Consider the following 17,517-nt stretch of genomic DNA (forward strand, 5'->3'; position numbering starts at 1 on the left):
TCAGCCGGGAAGCTGCGCGCGGGCCGCCTTCTGGGTCCGGCGAACGCGCAGTTCGCGGGCGTGTACCCGGCGGCGCGCGGCCCGCGAGATCTTCGGGCGTTCCGCGGCGCCGAGAGTCGGCATCTGGACCATCGGCTGCATCGGGTTCACATACTGTCCGATGCACGCATCGCCGGTTTGGTTCCGCCGTACGCCGGAAATCCGCGGCCGCCGGTCCTCCAGAGGAGGCTGTTCGGCGCAGATTCGGAGCGGCTGGGCGATACGCCGGTTCCCGTGGTGGGGTCGGCGTTGGTAGAAAGGTAACCGGGCGCTCCAGCGCGCCGAAGCCAGCGATGAGGAGTCGTCGACGTGACGAATGCAGAGTCACCCCAGTCCGAGGGCCAGCCCGAGGCCCAGTCTGAGGCGCTGTCGAACCTGATGCACGAGGAGCGCCGGTTCGAGCCGCCCGCCGAGCTCGCGGCCAACGCGAACCTCAAGGCCGACGCCTACGACCGGGCCGCGGCCGATTTCGAGGGGTTCTGGGCCGAGCAGGCCAAGCGGCTGACCTGGGCGACCGAGCCGACCGAGACGCTGGACTGGAGCAACCCGCCGTTCGCGAAGTGGTACGCCGACGGCAAGCTGAACGCGGCGTACAACTGCGTCGACCGGCACGTCGAGAACGGTCTCGGCGACAAGGTCGCGTACTACTTCGAGGGCGAGCCCGGTGACACCCGCGAGATCACGTACGCGCAGCTCAAGGACCAGGTCAGCCAGGCCGCGAACGCGCTGCTCGAGCTGAACGTCAAGCCTGGCGAGATCGTCGCGATCTACATGCCGATGATTCCCGAGACCGTGGTCGCGATGCTCGCCTGCGCCCGGATCGGCGCCCCGCACACGGTCGTTTTCGGCGGCTTCTCCTCGGACGCGCTCAAGGGCCGCATCCTGGACTGCGACGCCCGCGTGGTCATCACGTCCGACGGCGGCTACCGCCGTGGCGCCCCGGCCGCGCTGAAGCCGGCCGTCGACGCCGCGCTGGTCGACTGCCCGGACGTGCGCAACGTGGTCGTCGTGAAGCGCACCGGCCAGGAGACCGCGATGGTCGAGGGCCGCGACCTCTGGTGGGAGGACTTCGTCGGCAAGCAGTCGACCGAGCACACTCCGGAGGCGTTCGACGCCGAGCACCCGCTGTACGTGATGTACACGTCCGGCAGCACGGGCAAGCCGAAGGGCATCCTGCACACCACAGGCGGCTACCTCGTCGGTACGTCGTACACGCAGTGGGGTGTGTTCGACCTCAAGCCGGACACCGACGTCTACTGGACCGCCGCCGACATCGGCTGGGTCACCGGCCACAGCTACATCGTGTACGGCGCCCTCGCGAACGCGACCACGTCCGTGCTGTACGAAGGCACGCCGGACACGCCGCACCAGGGTCGCTGGTGGGAGATCGTCCAGAAGTACAAGGTCTCGATCCTGTACTGCGCGCCGACGGCGATCCGGACGTTCATGAAGTGGGGCGCCGACATCCCGGCGAAGTTCGACCTGTCGTCGCTGCGGGTGATCGGGTCGGTCGGCGAGCCGATCAACCCGGAGGCCTACGTCTGGTACCGCGAGCACATCGGCGGGAACAACGCGCCGGTCGTCGACACCTGGTGGCAGACCGAGACCGGGATGCACATGATCTCGCCGCTGCCGGGCGTGACCTCCGGTAAGCCGGGCGCCGCGATGAAGGCGATCCCGGGTGTCAGCGTGGATGTCGTCGACGACGCGGGCAAGTCGGTGCCGGACGGTTCCGGCGGCTACCTCGTCATCACCAAGCCGTGGCCGGCGATGCTGCGGACGCTGTGGGGCGACGACCAGCGGTTCGTCGACACGTACTGGTCGCGCTGGCCGGGCGTGTACTTCGCCGGTGACGGTGCGAAGAAGGACGAGGACGGCGACCTGTGGCTGCTCGGCCGGGTCGACGACGTGATGAACGTGTCCGGTCACCGGTTGTCGACGACCGAGATCGAGTCCGCGCTGGTCTCGCACCCGAAGGTCGCCGAGGCCGCCGTGGTCGGCGCGTCCGACCCGACGACGGGCCAGGCGATCGCCGCGTTCGTGATCCTGCGTTCGGAGGCCGGCGACGGCGGACCGGACGTGGTGCAGGAGCTGCGCAACCACGTCGCGAAGGAGATCGGCCCGATCGCGAAGCCGCGGCAGATCATGGTCGTCTCGGAGCTCCCGAAGACCCGCTCCGGCAAGATCATGCGCCGCCTGCTCCGCGACGTCGCCGAGAACCGCGAGGTCGGCGACGTCACCACCCTCGCCGACTCCACGGTCATGGACCTCATCAAAACCAACCTGGCCGCCGGCAAGTCCGACGAGGACTGACAACTCGAGAACAACAGGCTCCCGGGGATGCGCCCCCGGGAGCCTGTTGTGTTCAGAGGAAAGAAGGCATCTGCTCGAGCTCGACGACCGCGGCCGGCGGGAACGCCGCGGACGGCCCGTTGGGCCCTTCCTCCGCGCCGCGCAGGTACCGGTGCACGAACCGCTGGGTGGCGGTCAGAGCGTCCGCGCACTGAGCGGCCGTGATCTTGCCGTCCCTCAGGGCATCGCCCAGCTCTTCCAGATCCAGGACCTGATACCGGTTCAACGCCGGCGGGAACAGCAGATCGACATACAGGTCGTGCACGATCAGGTCGTCCCCGGAGCGCTCGATCTCCACCAGGTCGACATACCACCACCCCTCGAGCGCGCCCTCGAACACCGCCGGCTTGGTGAGCTGGGCCGCCTCGTCGAGGAGCAGGTAACACCGATCGACCGTCGGCCGACCGGCAACCTGGTACTCGGGCAGGATCCGCACGTCGTACGCGACAACTTCTCCGACCTGCCGCGCCGGACACCACTGCCCGGTCCGGTGCAGAACTCTCATACCGGCCGGGCCCGAAAGATGATGATGCCGACGTACTGCGAGAGCCAGGCCTGCTTGTGCGGGTACTGCTGCTTCTTCTCCTCGGACAGTTGCGGTTCGAGGACGCCGACCGTCGCGGTCGCGCCGTGGTCGCGGACGAGTTCGATCGCCTTCTCGCCGTTGCCGCAGCCGATGTCCAGAACGGTCTTGCCCCCGACCGAGCCGATCAGGGAGCGTTGTGCGTCCCACTCCATCAACTGGTCAAGGGAGTCTTCCCGGGCCCGGGATTGTTCGTAGTCGCTGGTCAGCGTTTGCCACGGGTCCATGCCGCGAGGCTACAACAGCCCCCGGGCTTCTCCGGGGGCTGTTGTCCAGGCGTGGATGTCAGACCTGGCCGGCCTTCTCCAGCGCGGAGCAGCAGGTGTTCACCAGCAGGCGCGTCACGTCGTACGGGTCGATGTTCGCGTTCGGGCGGCGGTCCTCGATGTAACCCTTCTTGTCGACCTCGACCTGCCACGGGATCCGGACCGAGGCGCCGCGGTCGGACACGCCGTAGCTGTAGACGTCGTGCGGGGCGGTCTCGTGCGCGCCGGTCAGACGTTCCTCGATGCCGTGTCCGTACCCCGCGATGTGCTCGTCGACCTTGCCCGGGGCGCCGAGCGACTCGCAGGCGGTGATGATCGCGTCGTAGCCCTCACGCATCGCCTTGGTCGAGAAGTTCGTATGTGCGCCGGCGCCGTTCCAGTCGCCCTTGGCCGGCTTGGCGTCCAGCGTCGCGGCCACGTCGTACTCCTCGGCGATGCGGTACAGGAGCCAGCGGGCCATCCACAGGTGGTCGGCTGCCTCGACCGGACCCGCCGGGCCGATCTGGAACTCCCACTGGCCGGGCATGACCTCGGCGTTGATGCCGGAGATCGCCAGGCCTGCCTCGAGACACGCGTCCAGGTGCTTCTCGACGATCTCGCGGCCGAAGACCTCGTCGGCGCCGACGCCGCAGTAGTACGGGCCCTGCGGTGCGGGGAAGCCCACAGCCGGGAAGCCGAGCGGGCGGCCCTCCTGGAAGAACGTGTACTCCTGCTCGATGCCGAACCAGGAGTCCTGCTCGGCGTACTTCTCGGCGACCGGAAGAAGCTCGGCCCGATGGTTCGTCGGGTGCGGGGTGCCGTCCACGAGGTAGACCTCGCACAACACCAGCTTGTGGTCTCCGCCGCGGATCGGGTCCGGGCAGCTGAAGACCGGCTTGAGTACGCAGTCGGAGTTGTCACCCGGCGCCTGGTTGGTGCTCGAGCCGTCGAAACCCCAGTCCGGCAACGCGGCGCCGTCAGCGAGGATCTTCGTCTTCGAACGCAGCCGCGCGCTCGGCTCGGTCCCGTCGATCCAGATGTACTCGGCTTTGTAGCTCACCGTCGGTCCTTTCCTCACAGCCGACGCATCGGGCGGCCAGCCTGGTTCAACGGTGTCAACCGGCAGTTTCGGGCCTGTTGATTCGATGCGACGGGCGTGTTAACCGCGACGTGACGTAGACAACCCCGATGGCTCTAGGGTCGTGGGATGACTGTGCTTCTGGCGATCGTCCATGCCGGCCTCGCCGCCGCCTGGGTGGGTGGGATGGCGTACTCGTTGTTCGTGGTGCAGCCGAAGTTGAAGAAGTACTTCGGGAAGGACCAGGAAGGCCGCGAGATGCTCACCGCGGTGATTGCCTCGGGCAGCCGATGGAAGGTGATCGGGCTGATCGCCGCGATCGCGCTCACCGGTGGCGCGCTGCTCGCGATCAACCACGAGCACTGGTGGATCCACGCTGTCAAAGGATTCTTGCTGCTCATCGCCACCGCGATCTTCTGGTATGTCTCGTGGCGGCACTGGCCGCAGCGCGTGTTCGCGACCGCGGCCGAGCTGCCGAAGCTGCAGGCGCGACTCATCATGCTCGCGACGACAATGCTCGGTCTCGCGGGAACGGCCTTCGCCCTCGGCGTCCTCGCCGAACACCTCTGAGCACACCAAGGAGCGGGCAGGGCGCACCGCGGCGCACCGTGGTGTGCGCGGCCGGTTGCGGATCGTGGGTATTTTGACGTGGTGACCCGCCCCGCACATCCGTCGTCCGCAGATCCCGCTGATCAGCCCGCCACGTACGGCGAGGTGTTCGGCGTGGCCGAGTTCCGATGGCTGTGGCTGGCGCAGCTCGGGTCGGTGATCGGGGACCAGTTGGCCCGGGTCGCGCTCGCCGTACTCGTCTTCGACCGCACCGGATCGGCCGGGCTGTCCGCGGTCACCTACGCGCTGACTTTCCTGCCCGACATCGTCGGCGGCCCGCTGCTGTCCGGACTGGCCGACCGCTATCCGCGCCGCCGGCTGATGATCGGCTGCGACGTCGCCCGCGCGGTGCTGGTCGCATTGATGGCAATCCCAGGCGCCTCGCTGTGGATCCTGTGCGTGCTGCTCGTCGCCGTGCAGTTGCTCGCGTCGCCCTTCCAGTCCGCCAGAGCCGCCCTGCTGCCATCGATCCTGACCGGCGACAAGTTCGTACTGGCCAGCTCGGTATCGAACATCACCGCGCAGGCCTCTCAACTGGCCGGATTCGTGACCGGCGGCACCCTGGTGGCAGCCTTCGGCGCCGGGAACGCGCTCCTGGCCGACGCCGTCACCTTCGCGCTGTCGGCGCTGCTGCTGAAGCTCGGCGTTCGCGAACGCCCGTTGCCCGGTACGACGGATGCGCGCCCGGGATGGTGGCCGTCGCTGTCGGCCGGCGCGCGGCTCGTCTGGAGCGATCGGCAGCTGCGGTACCTGGTCGCGCTGGCCTGTGTCGCCGGTTTCTACGTGAGCATCGAAGGACTTGCCGCGCCGTACGCCGCGGTGGTCGGAGGGGGACCGGCCGCCGTCGGGGTCCTGCTCGCGGCCAACCCTGCCGGGCAGATGGTCGGAATGCTGCTGCTGACGCGGGCCGCCCCGGCGCGGCGGCTCACGCTGATGGGTCCACTCGCGATCGGGTCCTGTGCGCCGCTGATCGGCTGTATCACCGAGCCGGGACTGTGGGTGACCGTCGCGTTGTGGTTCGTGTCGGGGTTGTGTGCGTCGTACCAGCTGGCCGCGAGTGCGGCGTTCGTGCTGAACGTGCCGGACGCGCAGCGCGGCCAGGCGTTCGGCCTGGCGCGCACTGCACTGATCGTGTCCCAGGGAATCGGTGTGCTGGTCGCGGGAGCCGCGGCGGACCGGTGGGCGCCGGCCCTGGTCGTGGCGGCCGCGGGAATTGTGGGTGTACTGGTCGCGGCGGGTGCGGCGTACGGATACGTCGGCGCCACGCGACAACCTGCGTGACGGTTCACCAGTCGTTGTTCTGCATGGCGGCGTCCTCCTCTCGCGGGATCTGGGCGCATGTGGGGGGCAGCGCAGCGAGGCAATATCAGGGAAGCCATGACATTGCGTGCACATCACGGCTACTCTGTGACAAGGACCGACTGTGAGGCGGAGGTCTTTTTCATGAGTATCCGGCATCGGCTGGCGCGGCGTCGCCTACGCCGACGTCAAGACGTGGGCTGGAGCCCGGCCAGGTGGGCGTTGTGGTCGCAGCCGCGGAGCGTGCTCGGCTACGTCCTCGCCGTCGAACTCATCACCGTGGTGGTCGTCGCATCGACGTTCGACCTCGTCTCGGTCACCGCCGGTGACTGGATCCGGCTGCTGGTCCTCGCCGGCGGATCGGCGATCCACCTCGAGGCCGCCCGCGACATCGAGCGGCTGCGCAAGGTCGGCGCCGAAGGCATTCCGTACGTCAATCTCAAAGGAATGTGGACCTTCGCCGGCGTCCTCATCCTGCCTCCGCCGCTGGCGGTAGCGCTGATCCTCAGCACCTACCTGCATTCCTGGCTCCGGGTACGACGAGTTCCGCCGTACCGCTCGGTCTTCACCGCGACGACGCTCGTGCTCGCCGGCGCCGCAGGAGCGGTCGTCCTCGCGACGATCCGTCCCGGCATCTACCCGGGCTACCCGTCCGGCCCACTGGGACTTGTCGCCGTCGTCGCGGCCGGCCTGGCGTACTGGTTCGTGAATTACGCGCTGGTCGCGGGCGCGATCATGATGGCCAACCCCGACTCTCCGGGCCGCAACGCTCTCGGCCGACTCTCGGATCAGCTGATCGTGGCTGGCTCGCTCGGACTGGGGGTCGCGACCGCCGCGTTGCTGCTCAGCCAGCCGTGGGCTGTCGCGGTTCTGCTGCTGACCATCCTTGGTCTGCACCGCGCGCTTCTGGTCGAGCAGTTCCAGACGGCGTCACGCACCGACCCCAAGACAGGCCTGGCCAACGCCGCCTTCTGGCACGAGATTGCTCGCCGTGAGTTCGCCGGTGCCGAACGCACGAACTCCCGGCTCGGCGTGCTCTATCTCGATCTCGACCACTTCAAGGCCATCAACGACACCTACGGTCACCACGCCGGTGACGAGGCCCTGAAAGCGGTCGCGGCCGAACTACGCCACGAGGTCCGCGACAACGACCTGGTCGGGCGCCTCGGCGGTGAAGAGTTCGCCATCCTGCTCCCACAGACCTCCGCGGCCGATACCGCGCTGGCCGCCGAGCGGATCCGGCGTCGCGTCGCGGGTCTGGCGGTCACCGTTGCCGCCCCCAACGGCCCGGTGCTGTGTGGACCCATCACGTGTTCGATCGGCGCCGCGACGTACCCGGAGTCCGGTACCAGCCTCGACGAGCTCCAGATGGCCGCCGATCTGGCCATGTACCAGGCCAAGGACGCCGGCCGGAATCGCGTCGTCGCCGCACCGGGCAACGGCGACCTGCCGCCCTCCTGAACCGGTGCCCCGATCCGGCCTGAAACCGGAGCGGTAGGAGATGTTTGGGTGCCTGTGCCAGGATTGCGCTTCCCGACGGAGGTGATCTGGATGGCGCAGGAGGCATTGCAGCTGCTGGTCAGCATGCACCGAATCGTCAGACATCTGCGCCGGAGCAGGACCACCACGCTCCTGCACCCGACGCAGTTCCTGGCGCTGATGCTGATCGCCGACGAGCAACCGATCCGGATCGGCGAGATCGCCGCCCGGGTCCCGTGCTCGCAACCCACCGCGACCACGACGGTCGCGGGGCTCGAGGAGGCCGGGCTGGTCCGGCGCGAACCGGACCCGGTCGACGGCCGGGCGACCGCGGTCGTGCTCACCGAAGCGGGCGCCGAGACGGTCGAAGCGTCCGGCCGGCAGGCCGCCGAGGAGCTCGCCAACCTCCTCAGCCGCCTCGACGAAGCCGACCGGACACTTGTTTTGCAGGCAGGCGCCGTCCTGGCGCGCGTCACGGACGGTCTCTAGCGCAGACCCGGTACGACGGTCACGGTGTACGGCGGCGTACCGGGTGCGAGGTCCAGTTGGCTGTTCACCCACAGCAGTCGGCCGTGGTCGCGGGCGATCGTCGTCGGGGTCGCCCCGGTCGCGCCCGGGCCCGAGTCCGCGACCAGCGTCGCCGCGGTCAGATCGTCGTTCAGGATCGCGAGCCGGGTGACGTACTTCCCGCCGCCGGCGTTGTAGACGGCGTACAGCCGGCGTCCTTCGAGCAGGTACCCGTCGCCGGACAGGATGCCGTTCGGGACGTCGAGGACCGTGACCCGCCGGGTCCGGAGGTCGATCCGGTACGTGACGTCCTGGCCCTGCTCGCCGACCAGGAGGACGCGTCCGTCGGTGACGATGCCGTTCAGGAAGTACGGCGTCGGCTGGATCCGGTCGCGCGTGATCCACGGTTCGAGCTCGCCGAGACCGTCGCGAGTGAGCGGCGCCCGCCAGATCTGGTTGTGCGCCGAGTCGGTCACGTAGACGGCGTCGCCCGCGATCGTGAAGTCGTTGAGGAACGAGCCGTCCGACGCTTTCCGTACGTCGAGCAGCCGGCCGCGGGCGTCGTACAGGAAGAGCTTCGACGTACTCGCGCCGGCGACGAGGACCCTTCCCCAGCGGTCCAGGTGGATGCCGGTGGCCGCGGTACGTCCGTCGCTGCCGGCCGGCAGGAACAGGCTGAGCCGGGACGAGCGGGTAGTGCCGCGGTACACCGCGCCGGTGGCGACACTGGTGACGTACATCGTGCCGCCGGGCGTCACCGCGATCCCTTCGAGGTTCTCGCCAGGGGTGGTCGAGACGACGTACGACGTCGGTCGGTGGACGGCGCCGGCCTGCGCGGTGGCCGATGGGGTGGCGGCGGCGAGGATCAGGACGGTGAGGACTGCGAGACGTTTCATCGGGCCAGGGTGGGAGCGTACGGCGGCCCGTCGCGACCGGATTCGGCCTGAACCGAAGAGGTCTGTGCGGGTGAGCTCGCGGCCGTCACAATCGAGGGATGATCCGCGTCCACTTCACCGCGGCGGACCTCGGCCGGGTCACGTTCCCCACCGAGCCGCATCCGCTGTGGGAGGCCGCGCTCGCGGCCCGTGCGCTCGGGGATCGGGCGATGTCGCCGGTCGCACGGCGCTGGCGGCGTACCGCGGCACCGCGGGTGCGGGGGTCGATGCGTCCGCTGTTCAAGCTGATCTCGCCGGGCGGACTGTTCCCGGACTTCCTGATCCCGGAGGTGGCGGGGCCTGGTCTGGAGCCGGTCGTTGAGGCGTTGATGGAGACGCCGGCCTCCGTCATCCGGGACGAGTTGGAGCCTTGGCTGCCGCCGGAGATCGACCGGTACATGCGTGGATTGCTGGACGGCCGCGCTGGGTCGCGGCGGGCGCTTGGCTGCGCGGTCCGGGACTTCCATCAGGAGGTGCTGGTGCCTTCGTCGGGGGAGTTGCAGCGACGGTACGGCGCTGACCTCGGGATCCGGTCGCGCGCGGTACTGCACGGTGGGATCGACGCGCTGCTGTCGTCGCTGCATCCCGATGTCGAGTGGGCGACTCCGGTGCTGACGACGTACGGGCCGGTTGACGATTGGACCGCGGACATCCACTTGAACGGCCGCGGGCTCGAGCTTTACCCGTCTCCGCTGGTCGCCAACTGCCTAGCGATGGACACCCCCGACCGCCGCCCTGTCCTCGTCTACCCCTGCGCCGACCTGACCGACCCAACCACGGACGACGCCGCCACCGACGCGCTGGCAGACCTCCTAGGCCGCACCCGAGCCGCCGTACTCCGTTCCCTGACCCACCCCGCCACCACAACCCAACTAGCCCGCCGAGTAGGCATCTCCCTAGCCTCCACCTCCGACCACACCCGAGTCCTCAGAGCCGCCGCCCTAATAACCACCCACAGAACCCAAGGCACCGCCCTCCACGCCCTAACCCCCACCGCCCACAACCTCCTAACCGGGGCATCCAAGGGCATCCCGGGGCAGATAGCGAATTCCTGACCAAGCCCCCCAATTTCCCGCTACAGTTGATCCCGCCGAGGGACAAGAGTCCCCCGGAAGTGAACCCGGCAGCTCACCGGACGGTGGACGAGCCGGGTTTCGCGCTGTTCAGACGTCCTTCAGCTGACAGAACGACGCCACCGCGCGCCTCCGCTCACCCCCTCGCATCCAGCTCCATGCGACAGCATCCGGTACCCAGAGCAACGGATCTGCCTTGGCGAGGAGCACATCCCACCGCAAGGTGTCGTGGCACCCGAAGCGTCGCGTAGCTTCGCGCAACCAACGGCGATCCTGTTCGTAGGTCGACTCTTCCATTTCCACCAGAGCGGTTCGGCCACCGGAGCACAGTCGCGGACGATCGCCTCAAGACAGCTCCGTCGGTTCACGTGTGAGTCACGATCTGTCCGGTAGAGGTCCACCAGCAGATGGAAGCCCGCCATCACATCAAGGATCTGCTTCCGTCGGGCCGGCCTCTCGTGGTTGAAGTGCAGGCGTTCCTGACCGGGTAGCAGGAGCGCTCTCAGCGCCTTGCGATTGACTGCTACGTCGCCTGCCGGACAGCGCGCAGCAGGGGCTCAGGTGTGTGTAAACAAGCGGATTGTGGGCCAGGGGCCGCCGGGGTGGCGGCCCCTGAGGGTGGGTTAGTTGCGGTTGAGGGTGAAGGTTGTGGTGGTGTTTTGGATGTCTTTGGCGTTGTTGGTGAGGGTTAGGTTGTTGAAGGTGGCGGAGCCTACGGCTGGGCCTTGGCCGGGTTCTGGGAGTTCGTTGGCCCAGATGCCGAAGCCGGACTTGGCGTCGAAGGCGTCGCCGGATTTCTGGGCTCCGGAGATGGTCGTGTTGGTGAAGACGGTGTCCGCGACCGGGAACTGCGGCTGGCCGCCGACGTAGTTCGTCTGGAACATGATGCCGCTGTACGTCGGATCTACGATGTCCAGATCACTGACGCGGATCCCCTGGAAGATCTTCGACGCCGAGAAGACCCACACCGCGGGGAACGCCTGGTTGCCCCAGAAATGCCCGCCGGAACGTACGACGGAAACGTTCTGGAACTGTGTCGGCGGAGTGGCCCCGAACCCGTTCATCGGGATCCCGAAGTCCAGCGAACTGATCGTGATCCCGGGGTACGTGAGCATGTCCGCGGCGTACAGGTTCCGGAAGATGTTGTTCGTCCCGCCGTACACCGCGAACCCGGCGGCCCGCCAGGTCAGCGTCGCGGACAGGTTCTCGAACACGTTGTCCCGGACCTCGCCGCCGCCGTTGTCGGTGGCGTTGAACAGCGCGAAGCTGTCGTCACCCGTCGAGCGAGCGTCGTTGTTGCTGACCGTGTTGCCGGCCGACCCGTTCGTCATGTTGATGCCGTCGGCGAACGTGTCCCGGATCCGCGAGTTCTTGATCGTCGAGGTGTCGGTGTTCGAACCCCAGTACAGGCAGACCATGTGCTCGACCCAGATGTTGTCGATCGTCATGTTCGCCGTACCCGAGAAGTCGAAGACCTTCCCGGGCCCGTCGATCCGCGACGTGTAGTTGCCGAAGTACGCGAACCCGCTGAACGTCGACCCGTTCGCCGACGCCTCCGACCGGAACCCGACGTCGGTGTTGTCCTGCGTGGTCGGCGCGTGGAACCGGGTGAACCACGGCCCGGCCCCGACGACCTTGACCGCCTTGCCGTACACCTGGAACTTCGACGACGTGTCGTAGTCACCTGCGGGCAGGTACACACCCTGGAGGTTGCTGTCCTGCCGTACTTGGTCGAGCGCGTTCTGCACGTCCTGATGCGTGAAGCCGGCCGGCGTGACGAATCCCGCGCCAGGGTTCGGGACCGGCGTCGCGGCCTCGGTGTCGAGGAAGTCGATCGTGTACGTCAGGCTGTTCGCCGGATCCTTCTGCAGCCGGATCTTCGTCCCGGCCGGGTAGGTCTGGCCGAGCATCAGGTTGGCCTCGTCGTAGATATGCCGCGCCGGACCCGACCCCGGCGAGTTGTTCGGCGAGGCCTCCGCGCCGTACAGCCAGGCGTACTTCGAGGTCAGCGGCAACGTCTTCGCGAAGGTGCCGTTCACATACACGCTGATCGACGAGATCTGCCCGCCGCCGCCCGACGAGTCCGGCATCGAGAACCGGGTGACGAGCGTGTTCGTGCTGGCGCGGGTGGTGAACTCGACGTACGCGCCGTTCGAGCCGAGCGTGACAGCCCGCCGCCCGGAGGTTTCACCGGCCAGGTCACCGATCGTCCGATTCGGTCCGATGACGGACGCGCCGCCGCCGACCGAGGCGTCCTCGGCCTCCAGGTGGTCGTACGGCATGTTCGCGCCGCGACCCACGAAGAACGGCCGCTCACTCGTGTTGTTCGAACGCTTCACCGGCAGTTCGTTGGCGTCGTCCGCCAGCACCACACGCACGGTGTAGCGCCCGTTGGCCGCAGTCCAGTTGCCGAGAGCAACAGCCGGAGTGGTCGCGCCGGCGGCGATCGACCCGTTGTACGAACCGGTCAGAGTCGTCACCACGGACGACCCGTTCAGCACCGTCAGCGTGATCCCATGCGCACCAGACGCAGAGGCGACACTGCCTTGGTTCTTCAAGGACACGGAAAACGCGACGGAATTTCCGGCCGCCGGATTTCCGGGCGTCCAGTTGACGGCGGCTGCCACCAGGTCCGAGCTCGCCACCGGAGTCACCACGAGCGGTCCGGGAGCGGCCGCGGTGTTGTTCCCGTCGTTCTGCTCGATGACCGATCCACCCTCGTCGACCTTGGCGCTCAACGCGTACGAGCCCGCATCGCGCGTCCCGATCGACGCGCTGACCGTCGTCGATGCTCCGGCCGCGAGCGCGCCGACAGCCGCCGTACCGACCTTGGTCGCGCCGAGGTAGAAGTTCACGTCGGTTGCCGCGGACCCCGCCGTACCGCCGTTGTTCACCGTCGCGCGAACCGTGATCGTATCGGTCTCGACCGGCGACGTGGGGGTCCAGGAGACGTTGGAGAGCGTGAGATCCGGGTTCGGAGCCGGTACGCCGAGCACCTGCAGCTCAGCGACCTGCCCGGCCGGTGCGCCGGTGTTCCCGGTGAAGTTCAGCCGTACGTCGGCCACACGCGCGCTGACCGGGATCGTCACGCTGTTGCCGCTCGCCGGGTTGAAGTCGTAGCCGGCCGACGCAACGATCGTCGTGAAGTTCGACGAGCTCTGCTCGCGCCCGAGGATCGAGAACGTCTGCGTCCGCGGTCCCCACGCCGGATCGGGGTTGAGCCGCACCACGATCGAGCTGAGGTCCGCGTTCGCGCCGAGCTGCGTGGTGAGTGTGGCCGGGTTGGCGTTTCCTTCCCAGTACGTCGTCACGTCGTCGTCGTTCGCGTTCTCCGGGACGTACGTGAACGTGGACCCGGACGCCGTGATCGGCTTGTGCAGCGCCAGGTTGCTGCCCGGGCCGCCGCTGCCGTTGCGGGTGACCGTGTTGCTGTTCGCGGACTGGTTGCCAGCGGCATCTTTCGCGCGAACGGCGTACGTGATCGAGACGTTGGCAGGCTGGTCGTCCGTGTACGTGAGCAGGTTGCCGGCCACGCTGGTCCGCAGTTGCCCGTTCGCGTAGACGTCGTACCCGGTGACGCCGACGTTGTCCGTCGATGCGCTCCAGGTGAGTTTGATCTGCCCGGCGCCGGGCTCGGTGAAGGCCAGGTTGCCCGGGGCGGTGGGAGCCTGGGTGTCACCGGTCGCCGGTCCGTAGACCTCGAGTTCGGAGAGTTGTCCGGCCGGCCAACCGGTGTTCGCGGTGATCCGGATCCGGACGTACCGCGTGGTGGCGGTGCCGTAGTCGACGGTCACCGTGTTGTTCGGCGGGCTGAACGTGCGCGCTGCGGACGCGGACAGGTCGGCGAAGTTCTGCCCGTCGGTGCTGCCCTGGACCGCGAGGGTCTCGTCGCGGGCGCCCCAGTTCGCGGTCGGGAGCTTGAGTACGACCTGGTTGGTCGCGACCGACGTACCGAGATCGACCTGGACCCACTGCGGGAACGCGTTGTTGGCGCTCTCCCAGTAGCTGCTCTGGTTGCCGTCGGTCACGTTCGACGCGGCGTAGTTCTGGGTGCTGCTGCTGGCCGACGCGGCCTTACCGGCGGCGAGGTTGGGACCGGCGAGTACGGCGGCCTGCGCGGCGGGCGCCGGCCGGACGAGCGGAGCGGCCGCGAGACTCGCGGCCAGCAAGGCGGTCAGCAACCGCCAGTTCGGAATACGCATGGGCCTCTCCTGGTGGGCGGGACAGGGAAGAGCCGCCGCACGGGAGTCCAGAACTTACGCTGACTTGCTCAATTCTTGCGCGGCGATTGGCTCATTGTTACGGCACCATCAACCGTGCGTCAACGGCTCGTGACAGCGAAGGGCCGGCTCGCAGTGAATGCGAGCCGGCCCTTGGGTGTACTGCGTCAGTGCTTGGCGGCACCCTCCGCGCCGGCGCCGGTGAATGCGCGGACCGAGAGCTCGCTGTAGCGGGCCTCGCTCGACTTGTCCCGGCCGAGGTACGTGCCGAGGACGCCGAACAGGAAGCCCAGCGGGATCGACACGATGCCCGGGTTCGACAGCGGGAACCAGTGGAAGTCCGCGCCAGTGATCATCGACTTGTCGCCGTTGCCGGAGACCACCGGCGAGAAGACCACTAGTACGACGGCCGAGATCAGGCCGCCGTAGATGCTCCAGACCGCGCCCGAGGTGTTGAACCGCTTCCAGAACAGGTTGAACAGCAGCGCCGGCAGGTTCGCCGAGGCCGCGACTGCGAACGCCAGCGCGACCAGGAATGCGATGTTCAGCTTCTGCGCCGGGATTGCCAGCCCGATCGCCACCGCGCCGATCCCGATCGCCGCGAACCGCGCCACCCGCAGTTCCTGCTTCTCGGTCGGTTTCTGTTTCGAGATGACGTTGGCGTACAGGTCATGCGCGAACGACGACGCCGAGGTCAGCGTCAGCCCGGCCACCACCGCGAGGATGGTGGCGAAGGCGACGGCCGCGATCAGTGCGAGCAGGATCGCCCCACCGGTCGAGTCGGCCCCGCCGCCGACGGCCTCGGCCAGCAGCGGTGAAGCAACGTTGCCCTTCGACGTCTCGACCGCGGAACCCTTGGCGGTGTCCAGCAGTGCCGCGGCCCCGAACCCGAGGGCCAGCGTCATCAGGTAGAACACGCCGATCAGGCCGATCGCCCACTGCACCGACCGGCGCGCTGACCGCGAGTCCGGCACGGTGTAGAACCGGATCAGGATGTGCGGCAGACCCGCCGTACCGAGGACCAATGCGAGGCCGAGCGACAGGAAGTCGATCTGGCCGGTGAGGTCCTTGCCGTACAGCAGTCCGGGCTGCAGGAACGCTTCGCCCTTGCCGGACTTCGACGCGGCCGAGCCGAGCAGGTCGGAGATGTTGAAGTGGAACTTCAGCAGCACCAGGAACGTGATCACCACCGTGCCGGTCATCAGCAGCACGGCCTTGACGATCTGCACCCAGGTGGTGCCCTTCATCCCGCCGATCGTCACGTAGACGATCATCAGCGCGCCGACGAGCACGATCACGGCGGCTTTGAGGCCCTCGCTCTTCACACCGAGCAGCAGCCCGACCAGCGAACCGGCGCCGACCATCTGGGCCAGCAGGTAGAAGATCGAGACCACGATCGTCGAGGTGGCAGCCGCCGTCCGGACGGGCTTCTGCTTCATCCGGAACGCGAGCTGGTCGGCCATCGTGAAGCGGCCCGAGTTCCGCAGGAGCTCGGCGACCAGCAGCAGCGCGACCAGCCAGGCCACCAGGAAGCCGATCGAGTACAGGAAGCCGTCGTACCCGTAGAGGGCGATCTGGCCGGAGATACCGAGGAACGACGCCGCGGACATGTAGTCGCCGGCCACCGCGCGACCGTTCTGCGCGCCGCTGAACGAGCGGCCGCCGGCGTAGTAGTCGGCCGCGGTCTTGTTCTGCCGGGACGCCCACCAGGTGATGTACAGCGTCACGGCCACGACCGCGGTGAACAGGGAGATGGTCAGCGTACGGTTGCCCGGCTCGGTCGCCAGGGGCACGAGCAGGGAGTTCACCGGCGACGCTCCCTCTTGTACTTGGCGTTCAGGCCGTGGGCCAGCGGGTCGAGCTTGCGGTTGGCGAACCGGCCGTACAGGGCCGCGATCAGGAACGTCGACACGAACTGCAACAGGCCGAAGATCAGAGCGACGTTGATATGGCTGTCACCCAGCCGGTGATCCATGAAACCGCGGGCCCAGTTGTTGCAGGCGACGTACGCCAGGTACCACGCCATGAAGGCGATCGTCCACGGTACGACGAAGTTCTTGTACCGCCGCTTCAGCTCTTTGAAGTCGGCCGCGTCGTGCACCGCCTCATAGGCGCGGGCGTCCCGCTCGCGCACCACTTCCTCGTCCATGCGTTCCCCTTCGGTGGACTAGAACACGTGCACGTTAGCCGCAAGTCGCCTGTTTGTGACCTTCCGCAACCAAAATGTTTCTACAGATGCGGAGCCACCGGGCCGTCGACCGTACGGCGATAGTTCGCGAACTCGCTGGGGTGGGCCCGGACACAACCGGTGAAGTACGGCATCCGCAACGGCTCCGGCGGGCGGGCGGTGTGGTCGTAGATCAGGTCGATCTGCTCCAGAACCTGCTCGCGCCGGCTCTCCTTCAGTACGGCGACCCGCGAGTACGACTGTGCCAATTGCCGCAGGCCCTTGCGGTTCAGGTCCTGCCAGTGGCGGAACCGGGCCGTCTCCAGCATCGTGAACAGGTTCGACTCCTCGATGACGGGCATCGGGTCGAACTGGTCGGTGCCGCCGAGGCCGTCGCCTTGGATCGTTTGAATGATCCGGCGGACCCACGGGACGACCGTGTCGGCGTGGTTCCAGAGCAGGCCGAGGACGCCGTTCGGGCGCAGTACCCGGGCGATCTCCGGCAGCGCGCGGGCGTGGTCGAACCAGTGGAAAGCCTGTCCGACGATCACCGCGTCCACCGAGGCGTGCGCCAGCGGGATCGACTCCGCGGCCCCGACCATCGTGTCGATCCCGGGCCGCCGGCGGCAGACCTCGAGCATCTCCTGCGACGGGTCGACGGCGATCACGTCATGACCGAGTTCGGCGGCGACCGCCGCGAGCTTGCCGGTGCCGGCGCCCAGGTCGAGCACCTGCAGGCCGCGGCCCGGGCCAAGGATCCAGGTCAGCGCCTCGACCGGGAACGTCGGCCGGCCCGCGTCGTACGCGGCCGCGACGGCGCCGAACGACGCGGCCCGCGCGGCCTGCGCGCCGTTGTCCGCGCCGTTCTCCGGGGCAGCGGCGGAGTCCCCGGCCGGATCATTGGTGGTCATCACGGTAAATCATGCCGTAG

General features: G+C 68.1%; 15 protein-coding genes. 6 read left to right on the forward strand and 9 right to left on the reverse strand.

Annotated elements, in window-relative coordinates:
• Positions 1 to 141 (reverse strand): hypothetical protein, encoded by a 141-nt coding sequence (locus ACLJOO_RS21075; RefSeq protein WP_410788921.1) that lies wholly within the window; start codon positions 139 to 141, stop codon positions 1 to 3.
• A 276-nt stretch (positions 142 to 417) separates the two neighbouring features.
• Here ACLJOO_RS21075 and acs point away from each other — a divergent pair, with 276 nt between their 5' ends.
• Positions 418 to 2,352, forward strand: coding sequence for an acetate--CoA ligase (acs, locus tag ACLJOO_RS21080; protein ID WP_410789944.1), 1,935 nt, complete (start codon positions 418 to 420; stop codon positions 2,350 to 2,352).
• Positions 2,353 to 2,404: 52 nt separating this feature from the next.
• Here acs and ACLJOO_RS21085 read toward each other — a convergent pair whose 3' ends face one another.
• From ACLJOO_RS21085 to glnII, 3 genes are read right to left on the reverse strand one after another with little or no spacing between them, the layout of a single operon-like run.
• The gene (locus ACLJOO_RS21085) at positions 2,405 to 2,896 is read right to left on the reverse strand and encodes a hypothetical protein (RefSeq protein ID WP_410788922.1); all 492 of its coding nucleotides are present in this window, start codon (positions 2,894 to 2,896) and stop codon (positions 2,405 to 2,407) included.
• Complete coding sequence (locus ACLJOO_RS21090; protein WP_410788923.1) at positions 2,893 to 3,201, reverse strand: hypothetical protein; 309 nt, start codon at positions 3,199 to 3,201, stop codon at positions 2,893 to 2,895. The genes ACLJOO_RS21085 and ACLJOO_RS21090 overlap by 4 nt, the downstream gene beginning before the upstream one ends.
• A gap of 58 nt (positions 3,202 to 3,259) precedes the next feature.
• Positions 3,260 to 4,279 (reverse strand): glutamine synthetase, encoded by a 1,020-nt coding sequence (gene glnII / locus ACLJOO_RS21095; RefSeq protein WP_410788925.1) that lies wholly within the window; start codon positions 4,277 to 4,279, stop codon positions 3,260 to 3,262.
• 147 nt (positions 4,280 to 4,426) lie between these two features.
• Between glnII and ACLJOO_RS21100 the strand changes: the two genes are divergently transcribed.
• The 4 genes from ACLJOO_RS21100 to ACLJOO_RS21115 all read left to right on the forward strand — a co-directional run bounded on the left by ACLJOO_RS21100 (position 4,427) and on the right by ACLJOO_RS21115 (position 8,173).
• Positions 4,427 to 4,867, forward strand: coding sequence for a hypothetical protein (locus ACLJOO_RS21100; RefSeq protein WP_410788926.1), 441 nt, complete (start codon positions 4,427 to 4,429; stop codon positions 4,865 to 4,867).
• A gap of 81 nt (positions 4,868 to 4,948) precedes the next feature.
• Complete coding sequence (locus ACLJOO_RS21105; RefSeq protein ID WP_410788927.1) at positions 4,949 to 6,187, forward strand: MFS transporter; 1,239 nt, start codon at positions 4,949 to 4,951, stop codon at positions 6,185 to 6,187.
• Positions 6,188 to 6,349: 162 nt separating this feature from the next.
• The gene (locus ACLJOO_RS21110) at positions 6,350 to 7,666 is read left to right on the forward strand and encodes a diguanylate cyclase (protein ID WP_410788928.1); all 1,317 of its coding nucleotides are present in this window, start codon (positions 6,350 to 6,352) and stop codon (positions 7,664 to 7,666) included.
• A 90-nt stretch (positions 7,667 to 7,756) separates the two neighbouring features.
• Complete coding sequence (locus tag ACLJOO_RS21115; protein ID WP_410788929.1) at positions 7,757 to 8,173, forward strand: MarR family winged helix-turn-helix transcriptional regulator; 417 nt, start codon at positions 7,757 to 7,759, stop codon at positions 8,171 to 8,173.
• On the opposite strand, the gene ACLJOO_RS21120 is transcribed toward ACLJOO_RS21115, so the two are convergent.
• Complete coding sequence (locus ACLJOO_RS21120; protein ID WP_410788930.1) at positions 8,170 to 9,087, reverse strand: superoxide dismutase; 918 nt, start codon at positions 9,085 to 9,087, stop codon at positions 8,170 to 8,172. The two genes, ACLJOO_RS21115 and ACLJOO_RS21120, sit on opposite strands and share 4 nt — an antisense overlap.
• Positions 9,088 to 9,185: 98 nt before the next feature.
• Here ACLJOO_RS21120 and ACLJOO_RS21125 point away from each other — a divergent pair, with 98 nt between their 5' ends.
• A complete protein-coding gene (locus ACLJOO_RS21125; protein WP_410788931.1) occupies positions 9,186 to 10,181 on the forward strand; it encodes a winged helix-turn-helix domain-containing protein in 996 nt (331 codons plus the stop codon).
• A 641-nt stretch (positions 10,182 to 10,822) separates the two neighbouring features.
• Here ACLJOO_RS21125 and ACLJOO_RS21130 read toward each other — a convergent pair.
• From ACLJOO_RS21130 to ACLJOO_RS21145, 4 genes are all read right to left on the reverse strand, one after another.
• Positions 10,823 to 14,401, reverse strand: coding sequence for a discoidin domain-containing protein (locus ACLJOO_RS21130; RefSeq protein WP_410788932.1), 3,579 nt, complete (start codon positions 14,399 to 14,401; stop codon positions 10,823 to 10,825).
• A 185-nt stretch (positions 14,402 to 14,586) separates the two neighbouring features.
• Entirely contained in the window at positions 14,587 to 16,227 is a 1,641-nt protein-coding gene (locus ACLJOO_RS21135) for a cation acetate symporter (protein WP_410788933.1), read from the reverse strand.
• Positions 16,224 to 16,568: a DUF485 domain-containing protein gene (locus tag ACLJOO_RS21140; protein WP_410788934.1), complete on the reverse strand. Its 345-nt coding sequence runs from the start codon at positions 16,566 to 16,568 to the stop codon at positions 16,224 to 16,226. The genes ACLJOO_RS21135 and ACLJOO_RS21140 overlap by 4 nt, the downstream gene beginning before the upstream one ends.
• A gap of 80 nt (positions 16,569 to 16,648) precedes the next feature.
• Entirely contained in the window at positions 16,649 to 17,497 is an 849-nt protein-coding gene (locus tag ACLJOO_RS21145; protein WP_410788936.1) for a class I SAM-dependent methyltransferase, read from the reverse strand.
• Positions 17,498 to 17,517 lie beyond the last annotated feature (20 nt).

Source organism: Kribbella sp. C-35 (assembly GCF_046549195.1).
Taxonomy (GTDB): domain Bacteria; phylum Actinomycetota; class Actinomycetes; order Propionibacteriales; family Kribbellaceae; genus Kribbella.